We start from the raw sequence: 16,544 nt of genomic DNA, 5'->3' as shown, positions 1-16,544 counted from the left end.
AGTAGCAATGTATATTTTTGTATAAATATATAATTATAGTTTTAAAAAATTATAATAAATGTGTGGTATTGTTTATAAAACTTAGCACTTGTGTTGTAACCGTTTTATAGTACACTTTTAAACCTAAACGTTATTCCTAATTTATTTCGGAATCTCCTCCATTCATTACTTAATAAACCAATTATTTATTATGAGAACCTGAAACAAGTTCAGGTTGACGAATATTTTTTTGTAATTGGTTACCGATATTCATATACTTTTACAACCCTCCTTTAAAAGCCTTTTGCAATAAAGCGTTAAACAAATTGTCACTTTTTTGCAAGGCTTCTTGGGCTTGTTGTTTTTGTTGCTCAATTAACTGTACGCGTGCTGCAAATTGGGTTTGGAGTTGGATTGGAGGATTTATACATTTATATTTTTCAACTTCTTTAGGGCTAATTCTTGGTAAATTTGCTCCAGAACTTCTTTCATTTGCAAAATCAACAAAACCTTTATTTTTCATAATTTTAGATATGAAATATCTATTTGTTTTCTCTTCTAAAGGTTGTATAGGAATAATATCTGTACTACAGATTCCTTCTTGAAGAGGAAGTGCTACTTTATTTAAATAAGGTCGTAATTTTCCATATAAAATATGCTTATTGTTAAAGTAAAATTTATTACTTTTTACATCTTTCTTAGAAACCATCTCATAATCTATGATATTTCCTGTTTCTTTTTGAATAGCATCTAAAGGAATGTATTTTGTATTCGGTTTTATATTTTCTGGTTTTATTGAAGTTTTAGAAAAATCACATAGTTTATTCATCTCTACCTTCTCCCAACCTTTCGGATTGGTCACAGGGTCTCCAAACATCTCTAAAAACAAGCTTTGGCTTAGTTGCTCGTATTTGGTAATGAGTTGTTTGTTGAGTTGGCGGAGTTGGTCTGCCTCGTCTAAAATACCCGCAATACGTTGTTGCTCTGCTAAGGGTGGGAGTGGGATTTTATTATTTAAAATTTCTTTTTTACCTACATTAATTTGTAGACCTCCTCCAGCAAATTTTTTATAATAGTTTTTATTTTCAGGTCTATTTAAAGCATATTGTAAATACGGAGTAAATATTTTCTCTTTATTTTTTATTATTAATTTCCCAACTCTTTGATTTTGAAGCAAGTTATTACCTTCGGTATTAACTATTGTTGGCACACCTAGTATTTTTGGATCTCCTGCTAAATCTGTCATAGCTATAACAATATCTCCATCATTTAATAAATAATCAGAATAAGTTAAAGCAAAGCTATCTGGTAAATATTTTTTATTGTGATGTAAATCAAAACTACCACCAGGTCTAATACTACTCATTCTACAACTTAAAGTATTAGATGTTTCTATATAATCTTTAGACTTGAAAGCAAAACCATTTTTTAAATCACAAATTTTCCCTAACTTAACTAACTCCATTACTCCATCATTTTTTCAAGATTCAACATAGTTTTGTTGCGTTGGGCATCCAACTCTTTTATTTGTTGTAGTAGCTCGTTGGGTGCTTCGTAGGCAATTTCTTCGTACACAATTTCTTTGTAACGGTTTATAGATAAATCCCAATCGTTATCAATAATTTCTTGTTTAGGCACTAAAAAGCTTTGTTGGGTGCGGTTTTGGTAGTTATTCTCGATACTATTTTGTTCATCCTTCTCAAAATCACTCGAATTGACATTTAATAGTTGTTTTGCATCTAGTAAAATTTGTGGTATGTCGCATTTGTCTTTTACTTTAGCAGCCATGTTTTTTGGTTGGGTAAAGCATTGTTCAAAAGCATCTTCATCAATCAACAAGCTACGTTTATCGTCTAAACTAAGTCCGTCTGCTTTCATATCGTAAAACCAAACATTTTCTGTTCCGCCAGAGTTGGTTTTGGTAAATATTAAAATAGCGGTGCTTACCCCAGCATAGGGTTTAAACACGCCACTAGGCATAGAAATAACGGCTTGCAGTTGTTGGTTTTCTACCAACTCTTTACGTATGCTTTTATGAGCGTTAGAGCTACCAAATAGTACGCCATCGGGCACAATAACTGCGGCACGTCCACCTGTTTTTAACATGCGTAACATGAGGGCTAAAAATAAGAGTTCGGTTTTTTTGGTTTTGGTAACTTTTAACAAGCTGCTTTCTACCTCATCATAATCTAAGCTTCCTTTAAATGGTGGATTTGCTAAGATTAGTGAAAATTGTTCGTTAATATCGCCGTTACTTTCGCTAAGTGCATCTTTACCAATAAGGTTAGGATTGTCTAAACCGTGTAATTGCATATTCATAGCACCAATACGTAACATGGTAGGGTCAAACTCTACACCGTTAAACATTTGGTTGTGAAAATGTTTACGAAATTGATCGTTTAAAAACCAATCTTGGTGTTGATCGTAAATATACTGTCCTGCCGCAACTAAAAAGCCTGCGGTACCACTAGAGGGATCGCAAATTGTGTCTTCTTGTTGGGGTTGCATTATATGCACCATCATACGAATAATATGACGCGGCGTACGAAATTGTCCGTTTTTACCAGATTCGGCAATTTTAGAGAGCATGTATTCGTATAAATCGCCTTTGGTATCGCGGTTATCTAAATCTATAGTATCAATTTGCTGTACTACTTTGTCTAATAGTTTTGGCGATTGAATCATAAAGATAGCGCCTTTCATGTATTGCGAAAATACACCGCCTTTTTTTCCGATGTTTTTCATAAAATCAAAAGCGGTTAAATCGTTTAAATCTTTATTAGGTCTGGTAAAGATGTTAAACATTTCTTGGGCTTCTAATTGCTTAAAGTGGCTCCAACGAAAGGTGTTGTATTTTGGGGCGTAAATTTCGTTTTCTAACGGAATACCCAATAAGTTGGCAGATTGTTCTGCCTTGGTTTGTCTTGCATCTAACTGACGTAAAAATATAAGATAAGTAAATTGTTCTATAACGGTTAGCGGGTTTGAGATTCCGCCTGTCCAGAAATCGTTCCAAATTTTATCTATTTTGCTTTTTAATTCTCCTGTAATCATGGTATTATTTTAAGTTGTTAAACTTTTGTTTCATAGTTGGGTTGTTGTGGGTTAGCTTTTTAATAGTTAAACCAACAGCTTTGTCATTAGCTAAGCTTAATTGACGAGAAGATGCGTTAAGAGCTTCTTTTATTTTATTTAGATGAGATATACTTTTATCAATTTCTTTTACTGCGGTACTAAAGTGATTACTTGCAATACGATAGTTGTTACCAAATTTCTCTTTAAAATCGTCTATTTTATCTTCAAAATTAGCGATATCAATATGCTGATTTCTTGCTATGTTTAATTCGTTTTTATAAACTAAAGATTTTAAAGAGGCGTTTCTTAAAAGGGTAATTATAGGAATAAAAAATTGAGGGCGAATTACATACATTTTTTCGTATTTGTAAGAAACATCTACAATACCTGTATTGTAAAAGTCGTTATCGGCCTCTAAAACAGATACTAAAACGGCATATTCGCAACCTTTAGCTTTACGGTCTTTATCTAATTTAGCAAAAAAATCTTCGTTTTTCTTTTTGGTAGCTGTGGCATCATTTTCGTTTTTCATTTCAAACATAATAGAAACAATTTCATTATTGTTTTCGTCTTGTTCTTTAAAAATATAGTCTCCTTTAGTACCACCAGAGGCATCGTTATCTTTTTCGAAATATGCTTTAGGAAAAGCAGTGGTTCTTATTTTATTAAATTCAATTTCGCAATGTTGCTCTAAAGATTCTCCCATCATTTTGGTAGATTGCTTTTGCTTAAAGTTTTTAATGCGTTCAATTTCTTCTTCTTTAAGTTTTAAGGCTTCTTCTTTAATAGCTAGTTTATTGGCAAATTGCTCGTTTAAAGATTTTTCTAAAAGTTCTTTTTCTGTGTCTTTACTTTTTAAATCTCCTATAAGTTGATCTCTTTCTTTTTCTATTTTGTTTATAGCGTTAGCAACTTCTAGCTTTTTTTGTATTTCAGTGCTATCAATTTTAGATTGTAACTCTCTTATTAGTTCGTCTTTTTTAGAAACTCCTTCAATTAAATCGGCTTTATTTTTTAGCTTCAACGCATCTATTTCTTGTTGTTTTTTAGCTACTTCTTGCGTTAATTTTGCTTGATTTGTAATTTTAAGTGTATCAATTTCATTTTCTTTTTGAGCTAATTGTTTTTCTAAAGTGCTTTTTATTTGTGTTTCTGCAAGTTTTACAGCCGAATCTTTTTCTTTTTCAGCGGTAGCTAATCGGGTTTTTATTTCGTTTTCAAACTCGTTATCTCTTACTTGTTTTATAATATCTGTATATACAGATTCATCAATTTTAAAAATTTCTTTACAGTTAGGGCAAGTAACATTATTGTTCTTATTCATCTTTATTTTTTTAATATTGATACAAATGTAAAATTAAACTATGCAGTAGTTATGCATTGGTAATTAGACCGCCTCCTTAGAGGGGAGACGGTCATTGTAGGTTATCTTTTAATTTTAGGTGTAATTTGCTAATTGTTTTTGTATGCGTTGTTTTAGCTTTTCTTTTAGAGGTGCAGGATTTATAATTTTAAGATCTTCACCAAAAGAAAGCAATAGTTTTTCTAGCTCGTAATTAGGTATTATTTCAATAGAAAATAAGTATCCGTTTTCATTATCTTCTATTTTTTTTTGACTTCCGTGTAATGGTTTTGTTTTTATGTACGGAGCAAGTTTTGGGCTTGCTAATAATTCAATTTTAATAAGGCTTGCATCAGTAGGTTTGGTTACTCCAATACAATCTTCAAAATAATCATCAAAGTTTGTGTGTAAACTAGCGTTGTAACTTGCTGTACTTTGTGTTATGGTATTAATTCTGTCTAAAGCTAAATTGGTAATACTATCAAAATCTTCTTGCTTACCAAATAAAAACCAACGGTTGTTGTATTGTTTTAAATGATAGGGAGAAAATGTTACAACGATAGCTTTGTTTGTTTGAAAAGAGGTATATGTTATTTGTAAAGTTTGCTTGTTTTTAATAGCGCTAAATAAAGGAGAAATAAACTCTTTTCCTTTTAAATACTCATTCGTATCAAAACTAATAATATAATCTTCTTGTGCTTTTAAATGAAAGGTTTTATTTAGTTTAGGTATTAATTCGTTTATCCATTCAAATTGTGGCAAACCTTTAAAACGACTTAATACTAACATTGCCGATTTTAGTTGTTCGGCTTCTAATTCATTAATAGGTTGCTGGTTTATAGCGTAGTTTTTATCAGCATAACGATAGTAAGAACGCCTACCGTCTTTAATTTTTTCTAAATTGATATTCCATCCTTGGCTAGATTCCATAAAACGAATATCATCATATAATTGACGCTTTTTAATACCTTCTGACAAAGGGTTCATTTCCATTAATGCATCATTACAAGCAGCAAGTAAATCTTCAATATAAAAGCGTTTTCCAAAGTTTTGAAAACACCTATCTAAAGTTTGGTAACGAATAATTGCATTTTTATTGGTAGACATGGCTTATTAATAATGAACGTAAACTTAAAAAAATATGTGCACAACTATTGCATAGTTAAGATTTAATATTGCAAGAAATTTAAAACAGATTGATTATGAGTGATTTAAAAAGAGTGTGTTTTGAGCGTTTTACAATAGCTGGATTTAGTTATTATGAGGGCTGTATTGTATTTGATAAATTAACCATAGGTAAAAAACTACATTTAAAAACTGAACCACATAATACTTATGATAAAAATGCTGTAGCTATTTATTATAAAAAGCATAAATTAGGCTTTATACCTAGAGATAAAAATACTGCCATAGCAAAATTATTAGCATGTGGTATACATGTATTTGAAGCAAGAATACAACGTATTGATGCAAGCGAGCATACAGAGAATCAAATAGGAGTAATAGTTTATGTAATTAAAGAAAGTTAATATCGTATTTGTTTTACAAACAATATCAACCTAGTTTTATATAAAAATACAAAGCACTTAGTTAAGTATAACTAAGTGCTTTTATTTCAACTATCTGTTTAACAATTTTGTCTTTATTTATTTTAATTGGTTTAATCTGGCAACATATTTACCAATTACATCAAATTCTAAGTTAATTTTACTACCAACTACAAAATTTTTAAAAGTGGTGTGCTGTAATGTATACGGAATAATAGCAACACTAAACTCATCTTTTTTAGCATTTACTACTGTTAAACTAACTCCGTTTACCGTAATTGAACCTTTTTCAATAGTTACATTGTTTCCATCAAAATTGTACGAAAAAGTAAACACCGTACTTCCGTTTTCATCTTTTATGTTTTTACAAACACCAGTTTTATCAACATGTCCTTGTACGATATGCCCATCTAAACGCGCGCCTAATTTCATAGCACGTTCTAAATTTACTGCATCACCCTCTTTTAAATCGCCTATATTGGTTTTATCAAGCGTTTCTTTAATTGCCGTAACGGTATACTCATCATCTGCTATTGCAACAACTGTTAAACACACACCATTATGTGCCACACTTTGATCTATTTTTAACTCATTAGTAATATCACTTTTAACGGCAATATGTAAGTTTTCTTTATCTTTAACTACACTTTTTACAATTCCAAGAGTTTCAATTATTCCAGTAAACATTCTGTATTTTTTTAGTTACTTTTGTTTACATCAAAAATACAACTTTTACCTACGAAAGTAACTATGGATAGTACAGATAAAATTATTGTTGGAATTTCAGTTGGTGATACCAACGGAATTGGAGTAGAAATTATTTTAAAAACTTTTGAAGATAAACGCATGCTGGAGTTTTGTACGCCTGTATTATTTGCTTCGACAAAATTGATATCTTACCACAAAAAAAATCTAAAATTACATACTAACATTCATGGTATTACCTCGCTTGATAAAATAGCGCACGGTAAAATAAATTTAATTAATTCGTGGAAAGAAGAGGTAAAAATAGAATTAGGTAAGACTACCGAAATAGGTGGTAAATTTGCTTACAAATCATTAGAAGCTGCTACCAAAGCTTTACAAAATAATCAAATTGACACTTTACTAACTGCACCGATTAGTAAAGAAAACATACAATCAGAAGCATTTAATTTTCCGGGACATACCGAATATTTACAAGCTAATTTAAACGGTAAAAGCTTAATGATTTTAATGACCGATGAAATGCGTATAGGTTTAATTACCGGTCATATTCCTATCACAAAAGTAGCAACAACGATTACTCCTGAATTAATTAAGGAAAAAGTTGAAACGATGCACACCTCTTTAAAACAAGATTTTGGCATAACCAAACCTAAAATTGCTATATTAGGTTTAAATCCACATTGTGGTGATAACGGAATTATTGGTAATGAAGATGATGAAATGATACGTCCAACAATTGCAGAAATAAAAGAATCGGGCAAATTAGTTTTTGGACCTTATGCTGCCGATGGATTTTTTGGCTCTAAAACCTACAAACAATTTGATGGTGTTTTAGCCATGTATCACGATCAAGGATTAGCGCCTTTTAAAGCATTATCTTTTGGCAATGGTGTAAACTTTACTGCTGGTTTAAACAAAATAAGAACCTCACCCGACCACGGAACAGGTTTTGACATTGCTGGTAAAAATAAAGCAAATTCAACCTCGTTTAAAGAAGCTTTATTTACCTCATTACAAATATTTAAGAACCGAAAACAATATGCAGAACTCACAAAAAAACCGTTAAAAGTTAAATAGCATTTTTTTTTAGAGAAAATATAAAAATATAAACATTTTTTATATCTTTGCCCGCTCAAATTGATCTTAAGATGAAAGACATAAAAGAATTCAATATACCTTTTGTAGGTTTAAAAGAAGGCAGTCATTTATTTGAATATCAAATTGACAACAAGTTCTTTGAAGCATTTCAGTTTGATGAATACAACAACACAAACGTAAAAGCTAGTTTAAATTTTGTAAAAAAAAGTACGTTATTCGAACTTTACTTTACAATAAAAGGTACTGTTAATTTACCTTGTGACACGACTGGCGAGTTATTTGACCTAGAAATTGATGGTGATTTAAATTTAGTTGTTAAATTTGGTACTGAATATAATGACGAACATGATGAAATTTTGATACTTCCACATGAAGCTTATCAAATGAATGTGGCTCAATTTATATATGAGTTAACAATATTATCAGTTCCGAGTAAAAGAATTCATCCAGACGTTTTAAACGGCACTATGAAATCTGACGCTTTACAAAGATTAGAAGAATTAAGAATACATGAAGAAAAACCTGTTGAAGAAACATCAGCAGACCCAAGATGGGATAAATTAAAGGATTTACTAACAGATAAATAAAACATAAAATGGCACATCCAAAGAGAAAAATATCGAAAACTAGAAGAGATAAAAGAAGAACTCACTATAAAGCTTCTGTACCTCAAATAGCTGTTGATCCTACAACTGGAGAAGCACATTTATACCATAGAGCTCACTGGCACGAAGGTAAATTATACTACAGAGGACAAGTAGTATTAGAAAGTGCAGTTGCTGAAGCTTAAAAATTAGTTTTTACAACATTAAAAAACCCTCTATATAGAGGGTTTTTTTACGTTTTATCATTAAAAATTTACTTTTTAGATAATTTTTCTTTAAAAAAGTGAAATATTTTTCACTACTTTTGAAAACTGGTTTTACCACAAAACAAACAATTATGACTAAAATAACTGCAGCGATTTCCGCAGTAGGAAAATTTGTTCCTGAACATGTTTTAACAAATAAGGAACTAGAAACAATGGTAGATACTAATGATGAATGGATCACTAGTAGAACTGGAATTAAAGAAAGAAGAATCTTAAAAGGTGAAGGTAAAGGAACCTCATATATGGCTATAAAAGCCGCAGAGGATTTACTTCAAAAATCAAATATCGACCCTAAAGAGATAGACATGGTTATCGTTGCTACTGCAACACCAGATATGCTTGTTGCCTCTACCGCTGCATATACAGCCTCTAAAATAGGTGCCGTAAATGCTTTTTCATACGATTTACAAGCCGCTTGTTCAAGCTTTTTATACGGTATGTCTACCGCAGCTAAATACATAGAAAGTGGTCGCTACAAAAAAGTATTATTAATTGGAGCTGATAAAATGTCTTCAATTATTGATTATACTGATAGAGCTACTTGTATTATTTTTGGTGATGGTGCCGGTGCGGTATTATTTGAACCAAATACCGACGGTTTAGGTTTACAAGACGAATATTTAAGAAGTGATGGTATTGGTAGAGAATTTTTAAAAATTGAAGCTGGTGGGTCACTTTTACCAACCTCAGAAGAAACCCTTAAAAACGGACAACATTTTGTACATCAAGAAGGGAAAACGGTATTTAAATACGCCGTTTCTAACATGGCAGATGTTTCTGAAAAAATGCTTACAAGAAATAATCTTTCTAAAGAAGATGTAGACTGGCTTGTACCACACCAAGCTAACAACCGAATTATTGAAGCTACTGCAAATAGAGTTGGTTTAGCGTCTGAAAAAGTAATGGTAAATATCCATAAATATGGTAATACCACTTCAGCAACCTTACCACTACTAATTGCCGACTATGAAAAAGAATTAAAAAAAGGAAATAATTTAATTTTTGCCGCATTTGGTGGAGGTTTCACATGGGGAGCCATCTATTTAAAATGGGCATACAATTCATAAAGAACCAAACAATTAAAATTTAGGAAAATGGATATTAAAGAAATTCAAAGTCTTATAAAATTTGTAGCAAAATCAGGCGCAAGTGAAGTAAAGTTAGAAATGGAAGATATTAAAATCACCATTAAAACTGGAAGTGAAACACCTGAGACTACAATTATACAGGCAGCTGCACCAATGGGTGTTGCCCCTCAAATGGTAGCACAAGCCCCTGTTGCACAACCTGTAGCACAAGCAGCAACACCAGCTAGTGATGCTTCAAATGCTGAAGACGACTCTAAATACATTACTATAAAATCGCCGATTATTGGAACTTTTTACAGAAAACCTTCTCCAGACAAACCAAATTTTGCTGAAGTAGGTACAGAAGTAAAAGTAGGTGATACCGTTTGTATTATTGAAGCAATGAAATTATTTAACGAAATTGAATCTGAAGTTTCAGGTAAAATCGTTAAAGTATTAGTAGATGATTCTTCTCCTGTAGAATTTGATCAACCATTATTTTTAGTAGATCCATCTTAAGTAACATATAACTCCAAACAACAAGTATATCTTAGTTGTTTGGAGTTTTAAAATTTTTAGAACGTATGTTTAAAAAGATATTAATTGCCAATAGAGGTGAAATTGCGTTACGCGTAATTAGAACCTGTAAAGAAATGGGAATAAAAACTGTAGCTGTATATTCAAAAGCAGATGCTGAAAGTTTACATGTACGATTTGCTGATGAAGCAGTTTGTATAGGTCCAGCCCCAAGTAGTGAATCTTACTTAAAAATGGATCGTATTATTGCTGCGGCTGAAATTACAAATGCTGATGCAATTCACCCAGGGTATGGGTTTTTATCAGAAAACGCTAAATTTTCTAAATTATGTGATGAGCATGACATTAAATTTATTGGTGCTTCTGCCGAAATGATAGACCGTATGGGAGATAAAGCAAACGCAAAATCAACCATGATTGCTGCCGGAGTACCATGTGTACCAGGTAGTGAAGGTGTTATTGAAGATTTTGACGCTTGTATAAAAACTGCCGAAGAAACCGGTTACCCAGTAATGTTAAAAGCATCTGCTGGTGGTGGTGGAAAAGGAATGCGCGCTGTATGGAAAGCGGAAGATTTAAAAGATGCGTGGGATTCAGCTCGTCAAGAATCAAAAGCTGCCTTTGGTAATAATGATATGTATATGGAAAAGCTAATTGAAGAGCCTCGCCATATTGAAATACAAATTATTGGAGATTCTTACGGTAAAGCATGTCATTTATCAGAAAGAGATTGTTCAGTACAACGTCGTCATCAAAAATTAACAGAAGAAACTCCTTCTCCATTTATGACCGATGAGTTACGTAATCGAATGGGAGAAGCTGCTGTAAAAGCTGCTGAGTTTATTAAGTATGAAGGTGCTGGTACCGTTGAATTTTTAGTAGATAAACATCGTAATTTCTACTTTATGGAAATGAATACTCGTATTCAGGTAGAACACCCTATTACCGAAGAAGTAGTGGATTACGATTTAATTCGTGAGCAAATTTTAGTAGCTAGCGGCGTGCCTATTTCTGGTAAAAACTATTTTCCACAAATGCACTCAATTGAATGTAGAATTAATGCGGAAGACCCTCATAACGGTTTTAGACCATCGCCTGGTAAAATTACCTCTTACCACGCTCCAGGAGGTCACGGAGTTCGTATAGATACACATGTATATGCTGGTTATATGATTCCACCAAATTACGATTCAATGATTTCTAAACTAATTGTTACAGCGCAAACGCGTGAAGAAGCAATCAACAAAATGAAACGTGCATTAGATGAGTATATCATTGAAGGTATTAAAACTACGATTCCTTTTCACAGACAATTAATGGATCATCCTGATTATATTGCGGGTAATTACACCACAAAATTCATGGAAGATTTTGAAATGAAATCATAATATTTTCAACATAAATAAAAAAATCAGTGATTAATCTCACTGATTTTTTTTATTCCTTAAATTCGCAATATGAATTTATTATACAATCTACTACTTTTAAAAGCAAGCATTTTACTACCAATAATAGCCTTATTTAACAAAAAAATAAAATTATTCGTTAATGGAAGAAAAGAAACTTTTGCTAAACTAAATAGTATTCATAAAGCCGATAAAGTTATATGGTTTCATGCAGCTTCTTTAGGCGAATTTGAACAAGGAAGACCTATTATTGAAAAATTAAAACAACAATACAAACAGCATAAAATTGTAGTTACTTTTTTTTCTCCTTCGGGATATGAAGTCCGAAAAAATTATTCGCTAGCAGATGTTATTTGCTACTTACCTCTAGACACCAAATCAAACGTAAAAAAATTCATTAATCAAATACATCCAGAAATTGCCATTATTATTAAATATGAATTTTGGCCAAACTTATTATCTGAATTAAAAAAACAACAAATAAAAACTATTTTAATCTCTGGTATTTTTAGAAAAAAACAATCTTTCTTTAAATGGTATGGTAATTTTATGCGTAACAAACTACACGCTTTTGATTACTTTTTTGTGCAAAATAAAAACTCAAAAAAACTACTCTCAAGCATAAAAATAAACAACGTTTCCATTGCTGGCGACACTCGGTTTGACAGAGTTTATGATATTTTACAACAAAACAATGAATTAGATTTTATAGCAGCATTTAAAAACAATACCTACACAGTTGTTGCCGGAAGCACTTGGAAAGAAGATGAAGACTTTTTAGTAAACTATATTAATAACCACGCTCCAGCTAATGAAAAATTTATCATAGCTCCACATAACATCAACACAAAGCAAATACATCAATTACAACAATCTATTACCAAAAAAACAATATTATATTCTGATAAAGATGGTGCTGATTTATCTAAAAATCAAGTTTTTATTATTGATACCATCGGTTTACTTACTAAAATATATTCATATGCCGATGCTGCTTATGTTGGCGGTGGATTAAAAACAGGCTTACATAACATACTAGAACCTGCAACTTTTGGCGTACCTATTGTTATTGGGGGCAATAAATACAAAAAATTTAAAGAAGCTACTGATTTACTTGCTTTAGGCGGTGTTACAATTGTTACAAAGAATGATGAATTTTCTAGTATTTTTACAGCTTTAAAAACCAATGATGATTTAAGAGTTAAGCAAGGAAATATCAATCAACAATATATTACTGATAACCTTGGCGCAACAAAAAAAATAATGGATTACCTTAAAAAAACACTATAATGGATTTTATTTTACAACCTTGGCCTTGGTATATAGCTGGTCCCCTAATTGCCTTAGTGCTTTTCCTATTTTTTTACTTCGGAAAAAGCTTTGGCGTTTCTACCAATTTAGAAACTATGTGTACCATGGCTGGTGCGGGTAAAGTATCTGATTATTTTAAAAAAGATTGGAAAGAACGCGATTGGGCACTAACTTTTTTACTTGGTCTTATTATTGGTGGTTTTATAACCATTAATTATTTATCAGCAACAAATACTATTGATTTAAACCCCAAAACCGTAAAAGAACTAGCTGAGTTAGGTTTTGCCAATGCAGGAAATACTTTTGTACCAAGTGAAATTTTTAGCGTTGATAATATGCTTACTCTAAAAGGCTTTACTATTTTACTAATTGCTGGTGTTTTAATTGGTTTTGGTACTAGATATGCCGGCGGTTGTACATCTGGGCATGCAATTACAGGTTTAAGCAGTTTACAATTACCATCGTTAATTGCTGTAATTGGTTTTTTTATAGGTGGTTTACTAATGACATGGGTATTATTCCCTTTAATTTTCGGGTAAGATGAAAAATATAAAATTTTTACTACTAGGTATTTTCTTCGGAGTTATCATGACAAAATCTGAAGCTATTTCATGGTACAGAATCTATGAAATGTTTAAATTTCAATCCTTTCACATGTATGGAATTATAGGATCAGCTGTCGCAGTTTCTATGCTATTCATCTATTTTTTCAAAACCGGAAAAATCAAAGACTATTTAGGCAATCAAATAAACATTAAAGAAAAGAAAAAAGGCTTTATAAGAACCTTAGTTGGTGGTACCATCTTCGGGTTAGGTTGGGCATTGGCAGGTGCCTGTCCTGCACCTATTTTTGTGTTGATTGGTCACGGAATATTACCAATAATCATTGTTTTATTAGGTGCAATGCTAGGTGCTTTTATTTACGGAATGTTAAGTAAAAAATTACCTAACTAACTTTTAAAAATTACAATTATTAGTAGCTATTTCCCGCTTTTCGCACTCGCTCTCTGCGAGGAGCTCAAACAATTGCTACAATCGGGGCTAAGCCTATTTACTATAAATTTTGCTTACTCTTTTAGCAAAATAGTATCTAGCAAGTTTATGTAACATCATTTCGAATCTATTTAAGAATCTCATCTTAATAAATAATCAATTGATATATGAATCTGAAATAAATTCAATTTAACGTAGTTGACTCGTAATTATGATAAGTTAAGATTACAAATAATCAATTTACTCTTTTAACAAAACAGTATCAAACAAGTTATTACCTGTATTATTTACAACCTTCCAATTGTAAATTTTAGAGAGTTGATATATTTTAGATAATTCTTCAAATAAGCGTAATTTAGCTTCCTTTTCTAATTTTGATACAGTAATAGTCGTTTGTATTTTTTCAATTGCCTTTCTGTTCAATTTATTCAATTCTTCTTTATTAAAAGTATTAAACTGGCTTTGTTGTAAATCGAAATACTTAATATCTGGAGAAATAACTATTTCTTCTTTCGGAATTTTATTAATAATTATTTGCTTACCAATACTATCTACTTGAATTTCTAATTTAGACAAGTCGTAACCAACCTCAACCTTAGCATTAACCGCAATTATGGCTTTTTTTTCGAAAGAAAGGTAATCGTAAAAATATTTTTTAGTATCAGAAAAGCTGTACATTTCAGAAAAGTTACCTTCACTAACCACTAACTTACTAAGATTTTGCACACCGTTTAAAACCACTTGAATCTCTTCCTTTTCGTGATTTTCTTCTTTTTTATCATACCAAAGCTTGGCTATTAAAAAACCTAGTAAAAAAATAGCTATATATTTAAGAAAACGTATCATTTTGTTTTTCTATAAATATAAAAAAGTAAGTTAACAGAAACAATAAATTTATAGTTTATGCCTCTTTTTCTTCTTTCGGAAATGCCTGTTTGTTAAATAAAAACAACAACACAACACCAATTGTTATCCAAGAATCTGCTCCGTTAAAAATGGCATTAAAAAAAGTAAAACTCTCTCCTTCATACATCGGAAAATATAACATATCAACTACTTTACCATGAAATAATTCTCCATAAGGATTGTCAGAAAATAATGTAGCTACATTGTGATATGAACTATCGAAAATTACACCGTAAAAAACAGAATCGATAATATTACCCACTGCACCTGCTAAAATTAATGCAATTGCCACTACAACAGCCGTATGCGTATTTCTTTTTATTGTTTGCCACAACCAATACACAATACCTGAAACTGCTACAACTCTAAACAATGTTAAAAATAACTTTCCGGCTCTACCTCCAAACTCAAACCCCCAAGCCATACCATTGTTTTCAGTAAAATGAATTTTAAACCAATCACTAAAAACAACTATTTCCTCTCCTAATTGAAAGTGTGTTTTAACATATATTTTACTTATTTGATCAATTAAAATTGCCAAAACTACAGTAAGAATTGCGATATTTTTTTTAGACATTTTCATAATTTAATATCCGCTAAAATAAGAAAAGTATTGGGTTTATTTTGTTATTAAGTTAACATTAGCATTCATAGACTTTACGGTAAAATTGCAGCTTGTTTTTTTAGCCGTGTTGATAGATGATTTTTCTTTAAATATTGTATCATTTACAACTATTTCTCCTTTATTGGTTTTAATATTTATAGCACATTTGTTTTTTAATTTTGCTGATACATTACCTAAAAATAAGGCTACAGTTGCGCTTCTTTGAACTTCGTGTAATTTAACATTTCCCTTATCAATAAAAACCTTAATATCTCCATCATAATTTTTAGAAACAACGCCTATTGTTTTTCCGTAAACGGTTACCTCTTTATTTTTTGGAATTTTAACAATAGCGGTAGCTCTCTGCAATCTTTTAGTAATATATTTTCTAAAAACGGGTTCTTCATAGACGTCAAACTCAAGTTTAAAACCCACTTTTAGAGTATTATTTTCTTCTTCAATAAAAACATGATGTGTATTAGGATTTTCGTCTAATAAAATTACCTCTATTTTATTACCTTCAATATTTTCAATAACAATATCATCCAATTCATCTGCAATAATTGTTATTTCTTTTGCAAATACTTGGCTCTTTTTTAATAATTTTTCTTGAGAAAAAATAGAGGTACTCATCAACAAAAAAATAAAAAACACTTGTATTGTAAAACAAAAAAAGCCTCTTTGTAGAGGCTTTTTACTATTATTATACGTAGTCAAAACGTTATTGTTTACGTTTTGCTTCAATACTTAAAGTAGCATGAGGTACTAATTTTAAGCGTTCTTTTTGAATTAATTTACCGGTAACTCTACAAACTCCGTATGTTTTATTTTCAATACGAATTAAAGCGTTTTTTAAGTCACGAATAAATTTTTCTTGACGAATGGCTAATTGCATATTTGCTTCTTTTGCCATAGTATCCGACCCTTCTTCAAACGATTTAAACGTTGGCGAAGTATCTTCAGTACCATTATCAGCACCGTTTTTGTATGAAGATTGTATTAATTTTAAATCTTCTTCAGAGTGCGCTATTTTCTTTAAAATAATTTCTTTGAACTCCTGTAAATCACTATCAGAGTATCTTATTGTAACATCATCCATA

At 31.1% G+C, this 16,544-nt stretch carries 19 protein-coding genes; 10 read left to right on the top strand and 9 right to left on the bottom strand.

Annotated features, from left to right (window positions below; all coding sequences use genetic code 11):
• Positions 1–259: 259 nt before the first annotated feature.
• The 4 genes from BA195_RS04065 to BA195_RS04050 form a co-directional block, all read right to left on the bottom strand.
• On the bottom strand, positions 260–1,444 hold the full coding sequence (locus BA195_RS04065; protein WP_068702703.1) for a restriction endonuclease subunit S: 1,185 nt from the start codon (positions 1,442–1,444) through the stop codon (positions 260–262).
• Positions 1,444–3,033 carry a type I restriction-modification system subunit M gene (locus tag BA195_RS04060; protein WP_068702701.1) on the bottom strand — a complete coding sequence of 530 codons (1,590 nt, stop codon included), beginning with the start codon at positions 3,031–3,033 and terminating at the stop codon, positions 1,444–1,446. Before BA195_RS04060 ends, BA195_RS04065 begins: the two co-directional genes overlap by 1 nt.
• Positions 3,034–3,037: 4 nt before the next feature.
• Entirely contained in the window at positions 3,038–4,378 is a 1,341-nt protein-coding gene (locus BA195_RS04055) for a DUF2130 domain-containing protein (RefSeq protein WP_068702699.1), read from the bottom strand.
• Between the two features lie 114 nt (positions 4,379–4,492).
• Positions 4,493–5,503 carry a helix-turn-helix transcriptional regulator gene (locus BA195_RS04050; protein WP_068702697.1) on the bottom strand — a complete coding sequence of 337 codons (1,011 nt, stop codon included), beginning with the start codon at positions 5,501–5,503 and terminating at the stop codon, positions 4,493–4,495.
• Between the two features lie 95 nt (positions 5,504–5,598).
• Between BA195_RS04050 and BA195_RS04045 the strand changes: the two genes are divergently transcribed.
• Positions 5,599–5,925, top strand: coding sequence for an HIRAN domain-containing protein (locus BA195_RS04045; RefSeq protein WP_068702695.1), 327 nt, complete (start codon positions 5,599–5,601; stop codon positions 5,923–5,925).
• 117 nt (positions 5,926–6,042) lie between these two features.
• Here the strand turns inward: BA195_RS04045 and BA195_RS04040 are convergent, their stop codons facing one another.
• Positions 6,043–6,630 carry a riboflavin synthase gene (locus BA195_RS04040; RefSeq protein ID WP_068702693.1) on the bottom strand — a complete coding sequence of 196 codons (588 nt, stop codon included), beginning with the start codon at positions 6,628–6,630 and terminating at the stop codon, positions 6,043–6,045.
• 63 nt (positions 6,631–6,693) lie between these two features.
• On the opposite strand from BA195_RS04040, the gene pdxA reads away from it, so the two are divergent.
• From pdxA to BA195_RS03995, 9 genes are all read left to right on the top strand, one after another.
• Positions 6,694–7,728 (top strand): 4-hydroxythreonine-4-phosphate dehydrogenase PdxA, encoded by a 1,035-nt coding sequence (gene pdxA / locus BA195_RS04035; protein WP_068702691.1) that lies wholly within the window; start codon positions 6,694–6,696, stop codon positions 7,726–7,728.
• Positions 7,729–7,799: 71 nt separating this feature from the next.
• Entirely contained in the window at positions 7,800–8,336 is a 537-nt protein-coding gene (locus BA195_RS04030; RefSeq protein WP_068702689.1) for a YceD family protein, read from the top strand.
• A gap of 8 nt (positions 8,337–8,344) precedes the next feature.
• Positions 8,345–8,539 (top strand): 50S ribosomal protein L32, encoded by a 195-nt coding sequence (gene rpmF / locus BA195_RS04025; protein WP_068702687.1) that lies wholly within the window; start codon positions 8,345–8,347, stop codon positions 8,537–8,539.
• 152 nt (positions 8,540–8,691) lie between these two features.
• Positions 8,692–9,687, top strand: a complete 996-nt coding sequence (locus tag BA195_RS04020; RefSeq protein ID WP_068703923.1) for a beta-ketoacyl-ACP synthase III — start codon at positions 8,692–8,694, stop codon at positions 9,685–9,687.
• Between the two features lie 27 nt (positions 9,688–9,714).
• Positions 9,715–10,206: an acetyl-CoA carboxylase biotin carboxyl carrier protein gene (gene accB, locus BA195_RS04015; protein ID WP_068702685.1), complete on the top strand. Its 492-nt coding sequence runs from the start codon at positions 9,715–9,717 to the stop codon at positions 10,204–10,206.
• 65 nt (positions 10,207–10,271) lie between these two features.
• A complete protein-coding gene (gene accC, locus BA195_RS04010; protein ID WP_068702683.1) occupies positions 10,272–11,612 on the top strand; it encodes an acetyl-CoA carboxylase biotin carboxylase subunit in 1,341 nt (446 codons plus the stop codon).
• Between the two features lie 69 nt (positions 11,613–11,681).
• Positions 11,682–12,920 (top strand): 3-deoxy-D-manno-octulosonic acid transferase, encoded by a 1,239-nt coding sequence (locus BA195_RS04005; RefSeq protein WP_068702681.1) that lies wholly within the window; start codon positions 11,682–11,684, stop codon positions 12,918–12,920.
• Entirely contained in the window at positions 12,920–13,480 is a 561-nt protein-coding gene (locus BA195_RS04000; RefSeq protein ID WP_068702679.1) for a YeeE/YedE family protein, read from the top strand. Before BA195_RS04005 ends, BA195_RS04000 begins: the two co-directional genes overlap by 1 nt.
• 1 nt (position 13,481) lies before the next feature.
• Positions 13,482–13,895, top strand: a complete 414-nt coding sequence (locus BA195_RS03995; protein WP_068702677.1) for a DUF6691 family protein — start codon at positions 13,482–13,484, stop codon at positions 13,893–13,895.
• 279 nt (positions 13,896–14,174) lie between these two features.
• Here BA195_RS03995 and BA195_RS03990 read toward each other — a convergent pair whose 3' ends face one another.
• The 4 genes from BA195_RS03990 to BA195_RS03975 all read right to left on the bottom strand — a co-directional run bounded on the left by BA195_RS03990 (position 14,175) and on the right by BA195_RS03975 (position 16,543).
• On the bottom strand, positions 14,175–14,780 hold the full coding sequence (locus BA195_RS03990; protein ID WP_068702675.1) for a DUF4230 domain-containing protein: 606 nt from the start codon (positions 14,778–14,780) through the stop codon (positions 14,175–14,177).
• A gap of 55 nt (positions 14,781–14,835) precedes the next feature.
• Positions 14,836–15,417: a lipoprotein signal peptidase gene (locus tag BA195_RS03985; protein WP_068703921.1), complete on the bottom strand. Its 582-nt coding sequence runs from the start codon at positions 15,415–15,417 to the stop codon at positions 14,836–14,838.
• Between the two features lie 42 nt (positions 15,418–15,459).
• The gene (locus BA195_RS03980; RefSeq protein ID WP_068702673.1) at positions 15,460–16,077 is read right to left on the bottom strand and encodes a hypothetical protein; all 618 of its coding nucleotides are present in this window, start codon (positions 16,075–16,077) and stop codon (positions 15,460–15,462) included.
• Positions 16,078–16,165: 88 nt separating this feature from the next.
• Positions 16,166–16,543, bottom strand: a complete 378-nt coding sequence (locus tag BA195_RS03975) for a TraR/DksA family transcriptional regulator (protein ID WP_068702670.1) — start codon at positions 16,541–16,543, stop codon at positions 16,166–16,168.
• Between the last annotated feature and the right edge of the window lies 1 nt (position 16,544).

This window comes from Tenacibaculum soleae (assembly GCF_001693415.1).
Lineage (GTDB): Bacteria > Bacteroidota > Bacteroidia > Flavobacteriales > Flavobacteriaceae > Polaribacter > Polaribacter soleae.
Note: the sequence above shows the minus strand (reverse complement) of the source record. Positions and strands in the feature narration are given on the sequence as shown.

Coding starts and splice junctions, on each gene's coding strand:
- BA195_RS04065 (WP_068702703.1), bottom strand. CDS start 1,444: ATGGAGTTAGTTAAGTTAGGGAAAATTTGTGATTTAAAAAATGGTTTT.
- BA195_RS04060 (WP_068702701.1), bottom strand. CDS start 3,033: ATGATTACAGGAGAATTAAAAAGCAAAATAGATAAAATTTGGAACGAT.
- BA195_RS04055 (WP_068702699.1), bottom strand. CDS start 4,378: ATGAATAAGAACAATAATGTTACTTGCCCTAACTGTAAAGAAATTTTT.
- BA195_RS04050 (WP_068702697.1), bottom strand. CDS start 5,503: ATGTCTACCAATAAAAATGCAATTATTCGTTACCAAACTTTAGATAGG.
- BA195_RS04045 (WP_068702695.1), top strand. CDS start 5,599: ATGAGTGATTTAAAAAGAGTGTGTTTTGAGCGTTTTACAATAGCTGGA.
- BA195_RS04040 (WP_068702693.1), bottom strand. CDS start 6,630: ATGTTTACTGGAATAATTGAAACTCTTGGAATTGTAAAAAGTGTAGTT.
- pdxA (WP_068702691.1), top strand. CDS start 6,694: ATGGATAGTACAGATAAAATTATTGTTGGAATTTCAGTTGGTGATACC.
- BA195_RS04030 (WP_068702689.1), top strand. CDS start 7,800: ATGAAAGACATAAAAGAATTCAATATACCTTTTGTAGGTTTAAAAGAA.
- rpmF (WP_068702687.1), top strand. CDS start 8,345: ATGGCACATCCAAAGAGAAAAATATCGAAAACTAGAAGAGATAAAAGA.
- BA195_RS04020 (WP_068703923.1), top strand. CDS start 8,692: ATGACTAAAATAACTGCAGCGATTTCCGCAGTAGGAAAATTTGTTCCT.
- accB (WP_068702685.1), top strand. CDS start 9,715: ATGGATATTAAAGAAATTCAAAGTCTTATAAAATTTGTAGCAAAATCA.
- accC (WP_068702683.1), top strand. CDS start 10,272: ATGTTTAAAAAGATATTAATTGCCAATAGAGGTGAAATTGCGTTACGC.
- BA195_RS04005 (WP_068702681.1), top strand. CDS start 11,682: ATGAATTTATTATACAATCTACTACTTTTAAAAGCAAGCATTTTACTA.
- BA195_RS04000 (WP_068702679.1), top strand. CDS start 12,920: ATGGATTTTATTTTACAACCTTGGCCTTGGTATATAGCTGGTCCCCTA.
- BA195_RS03995 (WP_068702677.1), top strand. CDS start 13,482: ATGAAAAATATAAAATTTTTACTACTAGGTATTTTCTTCGGAGTTATC.
- BA195_RS03990 (WP_068702675.1), bottom strand. CDS start 14,780: ATGATACGTTTTCTTAAATATATAGCTATTTTTTTACTAGGTTTTTTA.
- BA195_RS03985 (WP_068703921.1), bottom strand. CDS start 15,417: ATGTCTAAAAAAAATATCGCAATTCTTACTGTAGTTTTGGCAATTTTA.
- BA195_RS03980 (WP_068702673.1), bottom strand. CDS start 16,077: ATGAGTACCTCTATTTTTTCTCAAGAAAAATTATTAAAAAAGAGCCAA.
- BA195_RS03975 (WP_068702670.1), bottom strand. CDS start 16,543: ATGGATGATGTTACAATAAGATACTCTGATAGTGATTTACAGGAGTTC.